15 protein-coding genes are annotated in these 18,443 nt (G+C 71.2%); 6 read left to right on the plus strand and 9 right to left on the minus strand.

Annotation, left to right across the window (positions count from 1 at the left end; genetic code table 11):
* Window positions 1-277 precede the first annotated feature (277 nt).
* Together IE241_RS12305 and IE241_RS12310 are read right to left on the minus strand one after the other, a co-directional pair.
* Window positions 278-2,227, minus strand: a complete 1,950-nt coding sequence (locus IE241_RS12305; protein ID WP_190021757.1) for a serine/threonine-protein kinase — start codon at window positions 2,225-2,227, stop codon at window positions 278-280.
* 351 nt (window positions 2,228-2,578) lie between these two features.
* Window positions 2,579-4,285, minus strand: a complete 1,707-nt coding sequence (locus IE241_RS12310; protein ID WP_190021758.1) for a glycerol-3-phosphate dehydrogenase/oxidase — start codon at window positions 4,283-4,285, stop codon at window positions 2,579-2,581.
* Window positions 4,286-4,502: 217 nt separating this feature from the next.
* On the opposite strand from IE241_RS12310, the gene IE241_RS12315 reads away from it, so the two are divergent.
* A complete protein-coding gene (locus tag IE241_RS12315; protein ID WP_190021759.1) occupies window positions 4,503-5,774 on the plus strand; it encodes a nucleotide sugar dehydrogenase in 1,272 nt (423 codons plus the stop codon).
* A 55-nt stretch (window positions 5,775-5,829) separates the two neighbouring features.
* Here the strand turns inward: IE241_RS12315 and IE241_RS12320 are convergent, their stop codons facing one another.
* Window positions 5,830-6,981, minus strand: coding sequence for a rod shape-determining protein (locus IE241_RS12320; RefSeq protein WP_058046777.1), 1,152 nt, complete (start codon window positions 6,979-6,981; stop codon window positions 5,830-5,832).
* A 139-nt stretch (window positions 6,982-7,120) separates the two neighbouring features.
* Here IE241_RS12320 and IE241_RS12325 point away from each other — a divergent pair, with 139 nt between their 5' ends.
* Window positions 7,121-7,729 carry a hypothetical protein gene (locus tag IE241_RS12325; protein WP_190021760.1) on the plus strand — a complete coding sequence of 203 codons (609 nt, stop codon included), beginning with the start codon at window positions 7,121-7,123 and terminating at the stop codon, window positions 7,727-7,729.
* Window positions 7,730-7,824: 95 nt separating this feature from the next.
* Here IE241_RS12325 and IE241_RS12330 read toward each other — a convergent pair whose 3' ends face one another.
* The 4 genes from IE241_RS12330 to IE241_RS12345 all read right to left on the minus strand — a co-directional run bounded on the left by IE241_RS12330 (window position 7,825) and on the right by IE241_RS12345 (window position 12,450).
* Window positions 7,825-8,952: a GuaB3 family IMP dehydrogenase-related protein gene (locus IE241_RS12330; RefSeq protein ID WP_071964501.1), complete on the minus strand. Its 1,128-nt coding sequence runs from the start codon at window positions 8,950-8,952 to the stop codon at window positions 7,825-7,827.
* A 217-nt stretch (window positions 8,953-9,169) separates the two neighbouring features.
* Window positions 9,170-10,672, minus strand: a complete 1,503-nt coding sequence (gene guaB / locus IE241_RS12335; RefSeq protein ID WP_190021761.1) for an IMP dehydrogenase — start codon at window positions 10,670-10,672, stop codon at window positions 9,170-9,172.
* Between the two features lie 191 nt (window positions 10,673-10,863).
* Window positions 10,864-11,469 (minus strand): sigma-70 family RNA polymerase sigma factor, encoded by a 606-nt coding sequence (locus IE241_RS12340; protein ID WP_179081341.1) that lies wholly within the window; start codon window positions 11,467-11,469, stop codon window positions 10,864-10,866.
* A gap of 369 nt (window positions 11,470-11,838) precedes the next feature.
* Window positions 11,839-12,450, minus strand: a complete 612-nt coding sequence (locus IE241_RS12345) for a response regulator transcription factor (RefSeq protein WP_003948568.1) — start codon at window positions 12,448-12,450, stop codon at window positions 11,839-11,841.
* 400 nt (window positions 12,451-12,850) lie between these two features.
* Here IE241_RS12345 and IE241_RS12350 point away from each other — a divergent pair, with 400 nt between their 5' ends.
* On the plus strand, window positions 12,851-13,156 hold the full coding sequence (locus IE241_RS12350; RefSeq protein ID WP_030368345.1) for a WhiB family transcriptional regulator: 306 nt from the start codon (window positions 12,851-12,853) through the stop codon (window positions 13,154-13,156).
* Between the two features lie 124 nt (window positions 13,157-13,280).
* Here IE241_RS12350 and IE241_RS12355 read toward each other — a convergent pair whose 3' ends face one another.
* On the minus strand, window positions 13,281-14,192 hold the full coding sequence (locus IE241_RS12355) for a LysR family transcriptional regulator (protein WP_190021762.1): 912 nt from the start codon (window positions 14,190-14,192) through the stop codon (window positions 13,281-13,283).
* 79 nt (window positions 14,193-14,271) lie between these two features.
* Between IE241_RS12355 and IE241_RS12360 the strand changes: the two genes are divergently transcribed.
* The 3 genes from IE241_RS12360 to IE241_RS12370 all read left to right on the plus strand — a co-directional run bounded on the left by IE241_RS12360 (window position 14,272) and on the right by IE241_RS12370 (window position 16,695).
* On the plus strand, window positions 14,272-14,946 hold the full coding sequence (locus tag IE241_RS12360) for an MOSC domain-containing protein (protein ID WP_190021763.1): 675 nt from the start codon (window positions 14,272-14,274) through the stop codon (window positions 14,944-14,946).
* Window positions 14,947-15,114: 168 nt separating this feature from the next.
* A complete protein-coding gene (locus tag IE241_RS12365) occupies window positions 15,115-15,888 on the plus strand; it encodes an SDR family NAD(P)-dependent oxidoreductase (protein WP_190021764.1) in 774 nt (257 codons plus the stop codon).
* A gap of 93 nt (window positions 15,889-15,981) precedes the next feature.
* Window positions 15,982-16,695 carry an ester cyclase gene (locus IE241_RS12370; RefSeq protein ID WP_190021765.1) on the plus strand — a complete coding sequence of 238 codons (714 nt, stop codon included), beginning with the start codon at window positions 15,982-15,984 and terminating at the stop codon, window positions 16,693-16,695.
* Window positions 16,696-16,804: 109 nt separating this feature from the next.
* Here the strand turns inward: IE241_RS12370 and groL are convergent, their stop codons facing one another.
* Window positions 16,805-18,427, minus strand: coding sequence for a chaperonin GroEL (groL, locus tag IE241_RS12375; protein ID WP_190021766.1), 1,623 nt, complete (start codon window positions 18,425-18,427; stop codon window positions 16,805-16,807).
* Window positions 18,428-18,443 lie beyond the last annotated feature (16 nt).

Genomic DNA, 18,443 nt, shown 5'->3' on the forward strand with positions numbered 1-18,443 from the left:
GTACCGTCCACGACACCTCACGATACGTGCCGAACCCGCCCCTTCGGGCGCGTACGGCTCAGTACGTGGTCCGGTAAGTGGCTCGGCACGGGGCCCACAGGCGGACCGGGGCGCACCCGTCTCGCCACACCCGTCCGCCGGGTCGGCACCAGCCTCCCGAGCCACTGACACCTAGGCGCCTAGGTACGCAGGCGCCTAGGTACACAGGAACAGCCACGGGCAAAGGCGCAGACACACAGGCACAGAGACGCAGAGACACACAGGCCCAGGGAGCCGGTCAGTCCTCCGGCGAGAAGGTCTTGAACGCAGCGTCACGCAACGCCCGGCAGTCGGCGTCGCCCCACTTGCCCTTCTCGCACGTGATCATGATGGCGTAGCCGCGCTCGTCGTCCACCTTGAAGCCGCGGTTGAGGACCTGGACGCGCTTGCCGTTCTGGTCGCGCTCGAACGACCAGTCCGCGATGGTCGGGTAGTCGTGCCCTTCCCATCCGCGGATCTCCTGAATGGAGAGCGTGTTGTAGTTCGGCATGCTCTGCCGGGCGCCGGACTCGGCGTCGCGCCACGCCTTGACGGCGTCCGGCTTCGGCTCGGAACCGAAGTCGACCTGAATGCGCGGGAAGCCGCCCGAGGCGCTGTAGATCGCGCCCGAGTGCTCACCGGCGGTGCCGGTCTGCTTCCAGCCCTCCGGTACGGCGATCCCGAAGTGGTAATCGTCGTTCTCGATGTGCTTGAAGCCGGCGATGTCCGCATCGGCGCCCCGGCCGCCGGAGCCGGAAGCGGACTGGGGCTTGAGGTCCTCGCCCTCCTTGCCCCCCTTGCCACCCTTGCCCTGATCGCCCGCCGTGCCGGACGACCCGCCCGGGGCCTTCGCCCCCTTCGCCGCCTTGCCCGACGCCCCGGCCGAAGGCATCTGCCCGGTCACGGACTTGCCTTCCTTCTTGCCCTCCTTGCCGTCGCTGTCGTCACCGCCGCTCAGCGCGAAGGCGAGGACCGTGCCGAGCACGGCCAGCACGACGACGACCGCAGCGACGACCAGCGTCCGCCGCGGCACGACCTCCAGGACGCGCCCGATGCCACCCTGCCGGGTGCCGTACAGGCTGACGCCCTCGCTCCCCCGCCCGCCGGGGGTGCCCCCGGAGAACGGGCGGGCGGTGGGCTGGGCGTCCGCAGCGCCCGGCGTGCCGTGCACCCCGGGCGCAACGCGGGGCGCCGCCTGCGGCAGAGGCGCCTGCGCGGTCTTGCCCGCGGACTCTCCCGCCCGCTTCACAGGGCGCTTGGCCGACGGCCGGGCGGGCACGGCCGCCTCGGGTATCGACGGCACGGCGATGGCCTGCGTGGCGTCCAGGTCCGGCGTGGACGGCTTCGGCTTGGGGGGAAGGCGCTCGTCAGGGGCGTTGACGGCGTCGGTGAGCAGCGCGCGGGCGCCCGCCTCGTCGAGCCGCTTCTCGGGGTCCTTGGCGAGCAGCCCGTACATGACCTCGGCCAGCGGGCCGGCGTTCTTCGGCGGGCCGAGCGGCTCGGTCATCACGGCGGTCAGGGTGGCTATGGCCGAGCCCTTGTCGTACGGCGGAACGCCCTCGACCGCCGCGTAGAGCAGGCCGCCGAGCGACCAGAGGTCCGCCGGCGGGCCGGGCTTGTGGCCGCGGGCGCGCTCGGGGGAGATATACGAAGGGGCGCCGACGAGCATGCCGGTGGAGGTGACGGAGGGGTCGCCCTCGACCTGCGCGATGCCGAAGTCGGTGAGGACGACGCGGCCGTCGTCCGAGATGAGCACGTTGGACGGCTTCACATCGCGGTGCAGGATGCCCTGGCGGTGCGCCGCACCCAGCACGTCGAGGACGGCGACGCCCACCTCGGCGGCCCGACGCCACTTCAGCGGCCCGTCCTCGCGGATGACATCGGCGAGCGAGCGGCCCTCGATGAGCTCCATGACGATCCAGGGGCGGTCGTCCTCGTGCACGACGTCGTAGACGGTGACCGCGCCCGCACTGCGGATCCGGGCGATGGCCTTCGCCTCGCGCAGCGTGCGCGTGATGAGGCGTCGCTTCTCGTCCTCGTCGATGTTGGCCGGGAACCGCAGTTCCTTCACGGCGACCGTACGGCCCAGGGTCTCGTCACTGGCGCGCCAGACCGTGCCCATGCCGCCACGGCCGAGGACGTCCCCGAGGCGGTACCGCCCGGCCAGGAGGCGCCCTGCCGTGCCCTGCGTCTGCTCCGCCTCCGACATGCGTCCCCTCTGGCAATCAGCTCTGCGACCAACCGACCCTGGCAGAGCCACCATTGTCTCTCATCCACGGACCGGCGGAAGGCCAGGGTCCGCAAGCCGGCGGACAATACGGGCGCACTGCCGCCCATCGCCCTCCGTGCGGCGCGCGCCGGCCGCCGCCGCACCGACCTGGCCGACCTGCACCGCGGCGGCCCGGCGACGCCCCGCATGACAACGACGGCCGGCACCGCACTCGTCCGCTGCCTTTACAGGACCCGGTTTCGGACAAGACGGTTCCCGGCGCGTCGGAGCCGTCACATGACGCTCATCGGATCTCACCGGGCACACCCGCCCCAACGGGGCATCAGAGGATCAGACCGGCTGGACGTCCGGTGCCCCCAGCCGTGCCGCATCCGCCGTCAGGTCGTCGGGCTGCAGCTGCGATTCGCGCTCCGCCTCCACCCGCTTCTCGTAGCGCTCGACCTCCTTCTCGACCTGCGACCGGTCCCAGCCCAGCACCGGCGCCATCAGCTCGGCGGCCTCGCGGGCGCTGCGCGTGCCGCGGTCGAAGGTCTCGATGGAGATGCGGGTCCGGCGGGTGAGGACGTCGTCGAGGTGGCGCGCGCCCTCGTGCGAGGCGGCGTAGACGACCTCGGCCCGGAGGTAGTCGTCGGCGCCGGTGAGCGGGTCGCCCAGGGAGGGGTCGGCGGCGATGAGCTCCAGCACCTCGTCCACCATCGAGCCGTACCGGTTGAGCAGGTGCTCCACGCGCGCCACGTGCAGGCCGGTGCTCTGGGCGATCCGCGCGCGCCCGTTCCACAGCGCCTTGTAGCCCTCCGCGCCCACGAGCGGCACGTCCTCCGTGACGCACTCCGCCACGCGCCGGTCGAGCGCGTGCACCGCCTCGTCGACGGCGTCCTTGGCCATCACGCGGTACGTCGTGTACTTCCCGCCCGCCACGACCACCAGCCCCGGCACGGGATGCGCCACGGTGTGCTCGCGCGAGAGCTTGCTGGTCGCGTCCGACTCGCCGGCCAGCAGGGGACGCAGCCCCGCGTACACCCCCTGCACGTCGTCCCGGGTCAGCGGCACGGCCAGGACCTCGTTGACGTGCTCCAGCAGATAGTCGATGTCCGCGCTCGACGCCGCGGGGTGGGCCTTGTCCAGGTCCCAGTCGGTGTCGGTCGTGCCGATGATCCAGTGCCTGCCCCAGGGGATCACGAAGAGCACGCTCTTCTCGGTGCGCAGGATCAGCCCGGTGGTGGAGTGGATGCGGTCCTTGGGCACCACCAGGTGGATGCCCTTGGAGGCCCTGACGTGGAACTGGCCGCGCTCGGCGATGAGCTTCTGGGTGTCGTCCGTCCACACCCCCGTGGCGTTGACGATCTGCCGGGCCCGGATCTCGAACTCGCCGCCCTGCTCCAGATCGCGCACCCTGGCCCCGACCACCCGCTCGCCCTCGCGCAGGAAGCCGGTCACCCGCGCCCGGTTGGCGACCTCGGCGCCGTAGGCGGCCGCCGTGCGCACGATGGTGGTGACGTAGCGGGCGTCGTCCATCTGGGCGTCGTAGTACTGCAGCGCGCCCACCAGCGCGTCCTTCTTCAGGCAGGGCGCGACGCGCAGGGCCCGCTTGCGGGTGAGGTGACGGTGGGTGGGCAGGCCGCGGCCGTGCCCGGAGGAGACCGACATCGCGTCGTAGAGCGCGACGCCCGAGCCCGCGTAGAGGCGCTCCCACCCGCGGTGCTGCAGCGGATAGAGGAAGGGCACGGGCTTGACCAGGTGCGGGGCGAGCCGCTCCAGCAGCAGGCCGCGCTCCTTGAGGGCCTCTCTGACGAGGGCGAAGTCGAGCATCTCCAGGTAGCGCAGACCGCCGTGGATGAGCTTGCTGGAGCGGCTGGAGGTGCCCGCGGCCCAGTCGCGCGCCTCGACGAGGCCGGTCGTGAGCCCCCGCGTGGCCGCGTCGAGCGCGGTGCCCGCGCCGACGACCCCGCCGCCGACGACCAGGACGTCCAGTTCCCGCTCCGCCATCCGGGCGAGTGCCGCACTGCGCTCGTCCGGCCCGAGTGTCGCTGTCCTCACCGCTGCCTCCGTTTCGGCCGCCGGTTGCTCCGCTGGTCCCTGCGCCTGCGCGCTCCTCCTTCGATGCTGCCCCAGATCCGCCGGTTCGGCCGCACCGGCGGCGCATGGGAGCGAGGCGCGCCGCGTTGATCCCGAATAACAGTCATATATCCGCTTAACCTGATGTAACTCGTTCGCGTGCCGAACCCCCCGGCTTCCCGGGAAGGACCGCCTCGCCATGCCCGCAGATCTCGCCGTCATCGGACTCGGCCACCTCGGACTCCCCCTCGCCCAGGCCGCGACCGCCGCCGGCATCGACACCATCGGCTACGACCCGGACCCGCACACCGTCGCCGAGCTGCGCGCCGGCCGGCTCCCCCCGGAGTGCGCCGACGGCTCCCTCACCGCCGCCGAGGTCCGCCGGATGCTCGCCGCGGGCTTCCGCCCCACGACCGCCGACGCCGAGCTCGGCAAGGTGCGCACCGCCGTGATCTGCGCCCCCACCCGGCTCGGCGAGGACAGGGCCCTCGACCTCTCCGCCATCGGCGCCGCCGCCCGCGCGCTCGCCGTGCGGCTGCGCCCGCACACCACCGTTCTCCTGGAGTCCCCCGTCTACCCCGGCGCCACGGAGGAATACCTGCGCCCCCTGCTCGAATCCGGCTCCGGGCTGCGCGCCGGCCAAGACTTCCACCTGGCCTACTCCCCCAGCCGGGTGGACCCCGGCGGCAAGCGACACGGCTACGCCGGCATCCCCAAGGTCATCGGCGGCCTCACCCCGGCGTGCACGGAGGCCGCCGCCGCCTTCTACGGACGGGTCTGCGAGAAGGTCGTCCGCGCGCGCGGGCCGCGCGAGGCGGAGGCCGTCCGCGTCCTGGAGACCAACTACCGGTACGTCAACATCGCGCTCGTCAACGAGATGGCCGTCTTCTGCCACGACATCGGCGTCGACCTGTGGGACGTCGTGCGCTGCGCCGAGACCAAGCCCTTCGGCTTCCAGGCCTTCCGCCCGGGGCCCGGGGTGGGCGGCCCCGGCGTGCCCATCGACCCGAACTACCTCTCCTACCAGGGCCGCAGCCTCGGCTATCCGCTGCGGATGGTCGAGGTCGCCCAGGAGGTCAACGGGCGCATGCCGCGGTACGTCACCCAGCGGTGCGCCACGCTCCTGAACGAGCACGGCAAGTCGGCGCGCGGCGCGCGCGTGCTGCTGCTGGGCGTCAGCTACAAGGCCGACGTCTCCGACCAGCAGGGATCGCCCGCCCGCGAGATCGCCTCACGGCTGATGGAGCTGGGGGCCCAGCTCAGCTACCACGATCCGCACGTGCCGCAGTGGCGCGTGCTGGGGCGGCCGGTGCCGCGGGCCGACAGCCTCTACGAGGCTGCGGCGGCCGCGGACCTCACGGTGCTTCTGCAGCCCCACCGGACGTACGACCTCCAGGGGCTCGCCGTGAAGGCGCAGCTGCTGCTGGACACCCGCGGCACGACGCCGGCGGGCGCGGGGCACCGGCTCTAGGGTGCGCCGCCCCGCGCGGGTGACGACCTACGGGTGACGACCTACGGGTGACGAACTACAGCCTTCCCAGCCCCAGCGCCCGGTTGGGCGCATCCAGAACCGTCCTCAGCGCCGCGAAGTCCTCCACGCAGCGCCCCGTGCCGACCGCCACGCAGTCCAGCGGGTCGTCGGCGATGATGACCGGGATGTCGAGCTCCTTGCTCAGCCGGACGTCCAGGCCGCGCAGCAGCGCGCCGCCGCCGGTGAGGACGATGCCGCGGTCCATGATGTCGCCCGAGAGCTCCGGCGGGGTCTCGTCCAGGGTCTGGCGGACCGCCATGACGATGGCGTCGACGGGCTCCGACAGCGCGTGGCGGATCTCGTCGGCCGTCAGCTCGCGCGTCTTCGGCAGGCCGCTGACCTGGTCGCGGCCGCGGATGGTGCAGCGCTCCGGCGGCTTGAGGCCCTGGGTCTCCTCCGGGTCGCCGCCGACCTCCTCCAGGCCGGTGTCCTTCTCCAGCTGCTTGGCGAGGGCTGCCAGCCCGGCCGCGGACCAGTAGCCGGTCGGCGCGGCGGAGCCGATGTTCATCTTGATCTCCTCCGCGGTGCGTTCGCCGATCGCGAGGGAGTACTCCTTCTTCACGTACGAGATGATCGCCGCGTCCATCGCGTCGCCCGCCGTACGGACGGACCGGGCGGTGACGATGCCGCCCAGGGATATGACGGCGACCTCGGTCGTACCGCCGCCGATGTCGACGACCATGCAGCCGGTCGGCTCGCTGACGGGCAGGCCCGCGCCGATCGCCGCGGCCATGGGCTCCTCGACGAGGTGCACCTGGCGGGCCCCGGCGCGCGAGGCGGCCTCGATGACGGCGCGCCGCTCGACGCCGGTGATGCCGGAGGGCACGCACACCACGACGCGGGGGCGGGCGAAGAAGCGGTTGCCCATGACCTTCTTGATGAAGTGCCGCATCATGCGCTCGGCCACCTCGAAGTCGGCTATGACGCCGTCGCGCAGCGGGCGGACCGCGACGATGTTCGAGGGGGTGCGGCCGATGGTCTCCTTGGCCTCGGAGCCGACCGAGAGCACGCTGCCGTCATCGGCGTTGACGGCGACGACTGACGGTTCGTTGAGCACCACTCCCTTCCCGCGCACGTACACCAGCGTGTTCGCCGTGCCGAGGTCGATCCCCATGTCCCTGCCGCTGAACGACTTGCTTTGCGCCATAAGTTGCCATTATTCCTTACGGTCGAACTTTTATGCGGAGTTCACAGCCGCTTGATCGCTGTGGGTGACGTCGGTGTCGTTGCGCGCTGATACCTTTTGGCCCCTACTCAACACCGAGGACATTCGGGGGACATCACAGATGAGCCAGCCCTGGCAGCAGCCACAGCAGCCGCCACATCCGCAGCAGCCGCCCCAGCCACCGCAGCACTCCCCGTACGGCCAGCAGCCGCCCCAGCCGTACCCGCCGCAGCACCAGCCCCAGCCGCCCTACGGCTACGGGCAGCAGCCCCCGCCGCCGTACGGTCCTCCCGGCGGCTTCCCGCCGCCGCCCGCGCCGGTCCGCCGGGGCAACCCCGCCCTCGCCGTGGTCCTCGGCGTCGTGGCCATGCTCGTCGGAGCCGGTGTCTACGGCGGGATCCTCAAGGCCTCCGACGGCGGCCAGATCGGCTATCTCGCCGTCGGTACGGGCGCCCTCATCGGCGCCGCCCTGGGCAAGGTCGGCGGCCGCAACCCCGCCCTGCCGGTGGTCGGTGTGCTCCTCGGGCTGCTCGGTGTCTACCTGGGCCAGATCTTCGGCATCGCCCTGGAGATGAGCGACGTCTTCCACGTCCAGGTCACCGAGATCATCTTCGAGCACTTCGACTCGCTGTCCGAGGCCTGGAAGGAATACCTGGAGCCGATCGACGCCCTCTTCTTCATATTCGGCGGCGCGGGCGCCTTTCAGACCGCCCGCAAGCTGGGCGGCTGACGGGCCCGGCCCCGCACGGCACCAACGCCGAAGGGCCCGCACCGCCGAGGCGGTCCGGGCCCTTCGCGTGACTACCGGCTACCGGCTGCCGGGCGTCAGCGGTTGTCGTGCTGCGACGGCGCGACCGTCACCTCGACCCGCTGGAACTCCTTGAGGTCGCTGTAGCCCGTGGTGGCCATGGCACGGCGCAGCGCGCCGAACATGTTCATCGAGCCGTCCGGGGTGTGCGAGGGACCGGTGAGGATCTCCTCGGTGGAGCCGACCGTGCCCAGGTTCATGCGCTTGCCGCGCGGCACGTCCTCGTGGACGGCCTCCATGCCCCAGTGGAAGCCGCGGCCCGGCGCGTCGGTGGCGCGGGCGAGCGGGGAGCCCATCATCACGGCGTCGGCACCGCAGGCGATGGCCTTGGGGAGGTCACCGGACCAGCCCACGCCGCCGTCGGCGATGACGTGCACGTAACGGCCGCCGGACTCGTCCATGTAGTCCCGGCGGGCGGCGGCCACGTCGGCGACGGCGGTCGCCATCGGGACCTGGATGCCCAGGACGTTACGGGTGGTGTGCGCGGCGCCGCCGCCGAAGCCGACGAGGACACCGGCCGCGCCCGTGCGCATCAGGTGCAGGGCGGCGGTGTACGTGGCGCAGCCGCCGACGATGACCGGCACGTCGAGCTCGTAGATGAACTGCTTGAGGTTCAGCGGCTCGGCCGCGCCGGAGACGTGCTCGGCGGAGACGGTGGTGCCGCGGATCACGAAGATGTCCACGCCGGCGTCGACGACGGCCTTGGAGAACTGCGCGGTGCGCTGCGGGGAGAGCGCGGCGGCGGTCACGACACCGGAGTCGCGGACCTCCTTGATGCGCTGGCCGATCAGCTCTTCCTTGATCGGCTCGGCGTAGACCTCCTGCAGACGCTTGGTCGCGGCGGTCTCGTCCAGCTCGGCGATCTCGGCGAGCAGCGGCTCGGGGTCCTCGTAGCGGGTCCACAGGCCCTCGAGGTTGAGGACGCCCAGGCCGCCCAGCTCGCCGATGCGGATGGCGGTCTCGGGCGAGACGACCGAGTCCATCGGGGCGGCCAGGAACGGCAGCTCGAAGCGGTAGGCGTCGATCTGCCAGGCGATCGAGACCTCCTTCGGGTCGCGGGTACGGCGACTCGGGACGACGGCGATGTCGTCGAATGCGTATGCCCGGCGGCCGCGCTTGCCGCGCCCGATCTCGATCTCAGTCACGTGTGTGGCCTTTCCTTCTACGTCCTGCCGCATCCAGTATCCCCGACGCGGCGGAGCCCGCGGCCTGAGCGGTCGCGGGCTCCGTGAAAATGCTTTAAACGCGTACTACTACCGGTGGCAGTAAGAACTACCGGCGGGAGTAGTTCGGCGCCTCCACCGTCATCTGACAGCTCCTCCCGGGGGGGGCAACCCCCGGACCCCCGGCCGGGGGCTCGACTCAGCGTCGCGAGTAGTTCGGCGCCTCCACCGTCATCTGGATGTCGTGCGGGTGGCTCTCCTTCAGGCCCGCCGACGTGATGCGGACGAAGGTGCCCTTGTCCTTGAGCTCCTGGATGTTGGCGGAGCCGACGTAGCCCATGGAGGCGCGCAGGCCGCCGATGAGCTGGTGCGCCACCGAGCCCAGCGGGCCGCGGTAGGGGACCTGGCCCTCGATGCCCTCGGGGACGAGCTTGTCCTCGGAGAGGACGTTGTCCTGGAAGTAGCGGTCCTTGGAGAAGGAGCGGGCCTGGCCGCGCGACTGCATGGCGCCCAGCGAGCCCATGCCCCGGTAGGACTTGAACTGCTTGCCGTTGATGAAGACCATCTCGCCCGGCGACTCCTCGCAGCCCGCGAGCAGCGAGCCGAGCATCACCGCGTCGGCACCGGCGGCGATCGCCTTGGCGATGTCGCCCGAGTACTGCAGACCGCCGTCGCCGATCATCGGCACACCCGCGGCGTGGCACGCCTGCGCGGCCTCGTAGATGGCGGTGACCTGCGGGACGCCGATGCCGGCGACGACGCGGGTGGTGCAGATCGAGCCCGGGCCGACGCCGACCTTGACGCCGTCGACACCGGCGTCGATGAGCGCCTGGGCGCCGTCGCGGGTGGCGACGTTGCCGCCGATGACATCGACGTTGATGTTGGACTTGACCTTGGCGATCATGTCGAGGATGCCGCGGCTGTGGCCGTGGGCGCTGTCGACGACCAGGAAGTCGGCACCGGCCTCGACGAGGGCCTGGGCGCGCTCGTAGGCCTCGTCACCCACGCCCACCGCGGCACCGACGATCAGGCGGCCCTCGGCGTCCTTGGCGGCGTTCGGGTACTGCTCGGCCTTGACGAAGTCCTTGACCGTGATGAGGCCCTTGAGCAGACCGGAGTCGTCGACCAGCGGCAGCTTCTCGATCTTGTGGCGGCGGAGCAGCTCGATGGCGTCCTCGCCGGAGATCCCGACCTTGCCCGTGACCAGCGGCATCGGCGTCATGACCTCGCGCACCTGACGGCTGCGGTCGAGCTCGAAGGCCATGTCGCGGTTGGTGACGATGCCGAGGAGCTTGCCGGCCGGGTCGGTGACCGGCACGCCGCTGATGCGGAAGCGCGCACAGAGCGCGTCGGCGTCGGCGAGGGTGGCGTCCGGGCGGACCGTGATCGGGTCGGTGACCATGCCGGACTCGGAGCGCTTGACCAGGTCGACCTGGTTGGCCTGGTCCTCGATGGAGAGATTGCGGTGCAGGACGCCCACGCCGCCCTGGCGGGCCATGGCGATGGCCATGCGCGCCTCGGTGACCTTGTCCATCGCCGCCGACATCAGCGGGATGTTCACCCGGACGTTGCGCGAGACCCGGGAGGAGGTGTCGACGGCGTTCGGCAGGACCTCCGAAGCGCCCGGCAGCAGCAGGACGTCGTCGTAAGTCAGACCGAGCATCGCGAATTTCCCGGGCATTCCGTCGACGTTGTCAGTCATGACACCTTCCCAAATGGTCTTGCCCCAGCGCGGACTCCCATGCTAACGGCCGCCACACGTGTCCCATTCCACGACGGCTGAGGATCGCGTCACTTGGAGATTCGTACGAATGGAGATTCATACGAAGACGGGCTGTTGAAACGTGTGAGACGTGAACGTGGGAGACGTGATGGAGACCGTACGGGCAGCGGCTACTGCTCGGCCAGCGCGCGCAGCCTGCTGAGCGCCCGGTGCTGAGCGACCCGAACCGCACCCGGCGACATGCCCAGCATCTGCCCCGTCTCCTCGGCGGTCATGCCGATGGCGACGCGCAGCAGGACCAGCTCGCGCTGATTCTCCGGAAGGCTGGCGAGGAGCTTCTTGGCCCACTCCGCATCGCTGCTGAGCAGGGCCCGCTCCTCCGGCCCGAGCGAATCATCCGGCTGCTCGGGCATCTCGTCGGAGGGCACGGCCGTGCTGCCGGGGTGGCGCATGGCGGCCCGCTGGAGATCGGCGACCTTATGCGCGGCGATGGCCACGACGAAGGCCTCGAAGGGGCGCCCGGTGTCGCGGTAGCGGGGCAGGGCGCAGAGCACGGCGAGACAGACCTCCTGTGCGAGGTCGTCCACGAAGTGGCGGGCATCACCCGGCAGCCGCGACAGCCGGGTGCGGCAGTAGCGCAGCGCGAGGGGGTGCACGAGGGCCAGCAGGTCGTGGGTGGCCCTGCGGTCACCCTCGACGGCGCGGGCGACGAGGGCGCCGATCTCTCCCGGGGCGGCCGCCGCAGCCGGGGGCACCGGGGTCTCGTCGTCGCGCATCGTTCCATGGTGCCTCGGCGCCGGGCGATCCACGGCATCGCCCTCGTCGTCGTGCGCCGAACCGTTACGTGTCGGCGTCCTCGCACTCACGTCTCGTGTCGCCCCCTTCCGGGTATGCCCGCCCCGCGCCCATGACTCCACCGATAGCTTGTGCCCCGTGCCACACGGCACCGGACAGGGCTTGTCCGTCATGAGGTCTCTGCCGGCCGAGTGAGAAGCCTCGGCCTCCGCCGGGGAGGAGTCACACTCCAAGGATGCGGCATTCCTCGGAGTTTCGGCGTCAGACGCCGAAGCGGTGAGATCGCGGTGCGCGCCACCGGCCCGGGTGACGCGCACCGCGATCTCACTGCGCTACGCGCCACGGCCCGCCTAGCGGACCAGGCCCCAGCGGAATCCGAGCGCCACGGCATGCGCCCGGTCCGATGCACCCAACTTCTTGAACAGGCGCCTGGCGTGGGTCTTGACGGTGTCCTCCGAGAGGAAGAGCTCGCGGCCGATCTCCGCATTCGAGCGGCCGTGGCTCATCCCCTCGAGGACCTGGATCTCCCGCGCGGTGAGCGTGGGTGCGGCGCCCATCTCGGCCGAGCGCAGCCGGCGCGGGGCGAGCCGCCACGTGGGGTCGGCGAGGGCCTGCGTCACGGTGGCCCGCAGCTCGGCGCGCGAGGCGTCCTTGTGCAGATAGCCCCGCGCTCCGGCGGCGACCGCGAGCGCGACACCGTCGAGGTCCTCGGCGACGGTGAGCATGATGATGCGGGCCCCGGGGTCCGCGGACAGCAGCCGGCGCACGGTCTCGACTCCACCGAGACCGGGCATGCGTACGTCCATCAGAATCAGGTCCGAACGATCGGCTCCCCAGCGGCGGAGGACTTCCTCGCCGTTGGCTGCCGTCGTCACACGCTCGACGCCGGGCACGGTCGCCACCGCACGGCGGAGCGCCTCACGGGCAAGCGGGGAATCGTCGCAGACGAGGACGGATGTCATGACCGTCCTCCGCAGCTGATGCGCGTCACCTTGAGCCTCCAGGCTGGTACTGATCGTCACCTGTGCGATCGACGACTCTGGCGCCGGGTCGGACACCTGCCCGACTGCTTCATCCGTCAACCGCCTCCGCCCTCTCAACGACGGTCACCCGAAAGAGTTACGGGGTCGGTCGAGCACGTTCGGCACTCTACGTGAGGGCGCGGACACGGAGCAGGGCGCATTGGGGGCGCCCGGCACACCACCCCTGTCACACCCCCGCCCCACCCGTGCCACAACTGCGATATGCCCCATTTGCCCATGCGGAGCAGTTTTTCTTCCCATTTGCTGGTGTCTATGACTAGATTCGCAATCAGTCATATTTACATCCGCCCGGCAGACCGTTCGCTTCGAGGGGATAGCAATGGCAGATTTCTCCCGGCTTCCCGGTCCCAACGCCGACCTGTGGGACTGGCAGCTCCTGGCCGCCTGCCGCGGGGTCGACAGCTCGCTGTTCTTCCACCCCGAGGGTGAGCGCGGCGCCGCCCGCAGTGCGCGCGAGACCTCGGCGAAAGAGGTGTGCATGCGCTGCCCGGTGCGCGCCGAATGCGCGGCGCACGCGCTGGCCGTACGGGAGCCCTACGGCGTGTGGGGCGGCCTCACCGAGGACGAGCGCGAGGAGCTGATGGGCCGCGCGCGACACAGAGCGATCGCCGCGGCCGGCTCATAAGCGCGCCCGCGGACACAACCCACGGGGGTAGGCCACGGCGCCCGGCCGCGCCTGCGGACGGACCCCACGGCGCCAGGCCTCAGCGCCCGGCCGCGCCCTCGGACCCGCCCCGCGGCGGCAGGCCTCAGCGCCCGGCCGTGCCCGCCAGTCTGTCCAGCATCGCGTCCACCGCCGGGACCCGCGCCAGGTCCGGCAGGGTCAGGGCCACGATCTCGCGGTGCACCGCGGGCTCCACCGGAACCACCCGCGCGCCCTTGGGACGTACGGACTCCAGCGCCAGCTCCGGCATGACCGCGACGCCCAGCCCCGCGCCGACCAGGCCGAACACCGCCGGGTAGTCGTCGGTCGCGAAGTCGATGCGCGGGGTGAAGCCGGCGCTCTCGCAGATCTCCACCAGATGCCGCCGGCAGCGCGGGCAGCCCGCGATCCACGGATCCTCTGCCAGATCGGTGATGCCGATCCGATCCGCCCCGGCCAGCCGGTGCCCCTCCGGGACCACGCCGATGAGCCGGTCGGTCAGCAGCGGGCGGACGACGAGGTCCTCCCACTCCGCACCGGCGGCCGGATCCGCACCCCGGACATCCGGGTAGCGGAAAGCCAGCGCGATCTCGCACTCGCCGTCGCGCAGCATCTCCACCGAGCGCGGCGGATCGGCCTCGACCAGGGAGATCTCGGTGCCCGGGTGCGCCGCCCTCATCTGCGCGAGCGCGCCCGGCACGAGCGTCGAGCTGCCGCTGGGGAAGGACACCAGCCGCACCCGGCCCGCGCGCAGCCCGGCGATGGCCGCGATCTCCTCCTCGGCCGCCGTCAGCCCGGCCAGGATGCCGGAGGCGTGCCGGACGAGGGCCGCGCCGGCCTGGGTGAGGCGCATCTCGCGGCCCGTGCGCACCAGCAGGGGCGTGCCCGTGGACTGCTCCAGCGCCTTCATCTGCTGGCTGACGGCGGGCTGGGTGCAGCCCAGCTCGCGGGCCGCGGCGGAGAACGAACCGGTCAGGGCCACCGCGCGCAGCACCCTCAGGTGACGAGCCTCGATCATTCTTCGAGCATAAGGCAGCCTTGGGGGAGATGCGAAATACCCCCTGGTGACTTTGAGTTGCAGCGAGTAACCTCGGACCATGCACCTGCTCTCCGTGAATGTGGGCCGAGCCGCCACGGCGGACCTCCCGGGCGTGCCCGGTTTCGAGGCCGGCCTGGCCACCGGGATCGACAAGCGCCCTGCCGAGGGGCCGGTCGCCGTGGCCGCGCCGGGTCCCAAGGGCATAGGCGGCAGCGGCCTCGCGGGCGATGAGATCGTCACCCTGCGCCACCACGGCGGGGACGACCAGGCCGTGTACGCGTTCGCGCGCGAGGATCTCGACCGCTGGGAGCAGGAGCTCGGCCGCCCCCTGCCCAACGGCTCCTTCGGCGAGAACCTCACCACCAGCGGCGTCGACGTCAACGGCGCACTGATAGGCGAGCGTTGGCGCGTCGGCGCCGATCTGGTGCTCGAAGTCAGCGCTCCCCGCATCCCCTGCCGGACGTTCGCCACGTGGCTCGGCGAGGCGGGCTGGATCAAGCGGTTCACCCAGGAGGCAGCCCCCGGCGCCTACCTTCGGGTGATAGAGCCGGGCGAGATACGCGCGGGTGACCCCGTCACCGTCGTCCACCGCCCCGGCCATGAGGTGACGGTCTCCTTCCTCTTCCGTGCCGGCACCGTCGAGCGGGCCCTCCTCCCCCGCGTTCTGGCAGCCGGGGAGGCCCTTCCCGCCGGTACGCGCGAGAAGGCGCTGGCGTACCAGGCGAGTCTCTGAGGCCTCCGAGGAGGCTCGGCAGGCAGGCCGGGCGGGCGGCGGCGCGCCCCTGACCGGGCGTCCGGAGCCCCCCGGCCGCCGTCCGGTGACCGTCAATCAGCGCCCGACCCGCCGTCAAAACGCCGGACGGCATCGGCAAGCGCCGCCGCCGGGCTCTACGGTGCCGGTATGACGACTGTATTGATCACTGGGGCGACAGCCGGGATCGGCGCCGCGTTCGCGCGCCGCCTGGCGGGCGACGGACACGACCTGGTCCTCGTGGCCCGCGACGAGGAGCGGCTCGGCCGCCAGGCGACCGAGCTCCACGACCGGCACGGCGTGGAGGTGGAGGTCCTCCGCGCGGACCTCTCCGAGGACGAGGGCATCGAGGCGGTCGAGGCGCGCCTGCGCGACCGCGAGCGCCCGGTGCACCTGCTGGTCAACAACGCCGGGTTCGGTAACAAGGGCAGCTATCTGGAGGTGTCCCTGGCCGATGAGCTCAAGATGCTCAAGGTGCACTGCGAGGCGGTGCTGCGGCTGACGTCCGCGGCGGCCGAGGGGATGCGGGAGCGCAAGCGCGGTGCGGTGATCAATGTGGCGTCGGTGGCCGCGTTCGTCCCGCGCGGCACCTACGGCGCGAGCAAGTCCTGGGTCGTGCAGTTCACCCAGGGTGCCGCGCGCGACCTGGCCGGCAGCGGGGTGCGGATGATGGCGCTGTGCCCCGGCTTCGTGCGGACGGAGTTCCACCAGCGCGCCGGGATGGGCACGGACAACGTGCCCGGCTGGCTCTGGCTGGACGCCGACAAGGTGGTGACGGCCGCGCTGCGGGATCTGTCGCAGGGCAAGTCGCTGTCCGTGCCCGATCCGCGGTACAAGGCCATGACCGGCCTGATGAAGCTGGCGCCGCGCAGGGTGGTGTCGCGGGCGTCGTCGACGACGGGCCGCAAGTACGGGCCGAAGTAGCGCGCCTTCTCCGCTTCTCCGCCGGAGCGGAGAATCCCGCCCTCCCGGGTGATCCATACAGGACTAACCTGGATGTATCACCCGGGAGGCGCCATGACTTTCGTACAGATCATCGACTGCAAGACGAGCCGGTACGACGACATGAACCGGCTGATGGACGACTGGGTCACCGCGACCGAGGGGAAGCGCACCGCCACGCACTCGATCGTGGGCAAGGACCGCGCGCAGGGCGATCACTACGTGGAGATCGTGGAGTTCCCCTCCTACGAGGACGCGATGCGCAACTCGAAGCTCCCCGAGACCGACCGGATCTTCGCCGAGATGGTCGCGCTCTGCGACGGGGTGCCGACTTTCACCGACCTCGACGTGGTCCGCGACGAACAGCTCAAGGACGAACAGCTCAACAAGGCCACGGCCCGCCGCTTCTTCGAAGAGGTGGCGCGGGACGGCGACCTCGGCCTGATCGACGAGATCTTCACCAGCGACCTGCGCGACCACGACATCGGCAAGGCCGAACCCGACATGAGCGGCCGGGACGTCATCCGCTCCGACGTCGAAGGCTGGCGGGAGGCGTTCGACTTCGCCTTCACCCTCCACTCCCAGATCGCCGACGGCGACGAGGTCGCCACGCGCTGGACCTGGCGGGGCACGCACCAGGGCGACTTCATGGGCCACCAGCCCACCGGGCAGGAAGTGCTCATGACGGGCACCACCGTCTTCCGCTTCCGGGACGGGAAGATCGCCGAGAGCTGGTGGTTCTACGACCTGATGCGGCTGATGCGGCAGCTGGAGGCGGGGCCGGTGTGAACCTGGATGCGGGGCCGGTGTGAACCGCAGGCAACCGTGAACGGCCGGAGCCCGGCACCCACGAGGGGTGCCGGGCTCCGGATCACTGCTGTCGCGTCAGACTCTCGCGTCAGTGCGAGTGACCGTGGCCGTGGCCGGCCTCGGGCTCCTCGTCGGCCGGCTTCTCGACGACCAGGGTCTCGGTCGTGAGCAGCAGCGACGCGATGGACGCGGCGTTCTCCAGGGCGGAGCGGGTGACCTTGACCGGGTCGATGACGCCGGCCTTCACCAGGTCGCCGTACTCGCCGGTCGCGGCGTTGAAGCCCTGGCCCTTGTCGAGCTCCGCCACCTTGGAGGTGATGACGTAGCCCTCGAGGCCGGCGTTCTCGGCGATCCAGCGCAGCGGCTCGACGGCGGCGCGGCGGACGACGGCGACACCGGTGGCCTCGTCGCCCTCCTTGCCCAGGTTGCCCTCGAGCACCTTGACGGCGTGGACCAGCGCGGAGCCACCACCGGAGACGATGCCCTCCTCGACCGCGGCGCGGGTCGCGGAGATGGCGTCCTCCAGACGGTGCTTCTTCTCCTTGAGCTCGACCTCGGTGGCCGCACCCACGCGGATGACGCAGACGCCACCGGCGAGCTTGGCGAGGCGCTCCTGGAGCTTCTCGCGGTCCCAGTCGGAGTCCGTGGCCTCGATCTCGGCCTTGATCTGGGCGACGCGGCCCTGGACGTCCTCGGAGTTGCCGCCACCGTCGACGATGGTGGTGTCGTCCTTGGTGATGGTCACGCGGCGGGCGGAGCCCAGCACGTCCAGGCCGACCTGGTCGAGCTTGAGGCCGACCTCCTCGGCGACGACGGTGCCGCCGGTCAGGGTGGCCATGTCGCCCAGCATCGCCTTGCGGCGGTCGCCGAAGCCCGGGGCCTTGACGGCCACGGCGTTGAAGGTGCCACGGATCTTGTTGACGACGAGGGTGGAGAGGGCCTCGCCCTCGACGTCCTCGGCGATGATCAGCAGCGGCTTGGAGGAGCCACCCTGGATGATCTTCTCGAGCAGGGGCAGCAGGTCCTGGATGGAGGAGATCTTGCCCTGGTGGATCAGGATGTACGGGTCGTCGAGGACGGCCTCCATACGCTCCTGGTCGGTGACCATGTACGGGGACAGGTAACCCTTGTCGAAGGCCATGCCCTCGGTGAAGTCCAGCTCCAGGCCGAAGGTGTTGGACTCCTCGACGGTGATGACACCGTCCTTGCCGACCTTGTCCATCGCCTCGGCGATGAGCTCGCCGACCTGCTTGTCCTGGGCGGACAGGGCGGCGACGGCGGCGATGTCGCTCTTGTCGTCGATCGGGCGGGCGGTCGCGAGCAGCTCGTCGGAGACGGCCTTGACCGCGGCGTCGATGCCCTTCTTCAGGGCGGCCGGGGAGGCACCGGCGGCGACGTTGCGCAGACCCTCGCGGACCAGCGCCTGGGCCAGGACGGTCGCGGTGGTGGTGCCGTCACCCGCGATGTCGTTGGTCTTGGTCGCCACCTCCTTGACGAGCTGGGCGCCGAGGTTCTCGTACGGGTCCTCGATCTCGACCTCACGGGCGATGGTGACGCCGTCGTTGGTGATGGTCGGGGCACCGAACTTCTTGTCGATGACGACGTTGCGGCCCTTGGGGCCGATCGTCACCTTGACCGTGTCGGCCAGCTTGTTGACACCGCGCTCGAGGGCGCGACGGGCGTCCTCGTCGAACTTCAGGATCTTCGCCATGGTTGCTTCAAGTCCT

The organism is Streptomyces hiroshimensis, assembly GCF_014650335.1.
In the GTDB taxonomy this organism is placed as follows: domain Bacteria; phylum Actinomycetota; class Actinomycetes; order Streptomycetales; family Streptomycetaceae; genus Streptomyces; species Streptomyces hiroshimensis.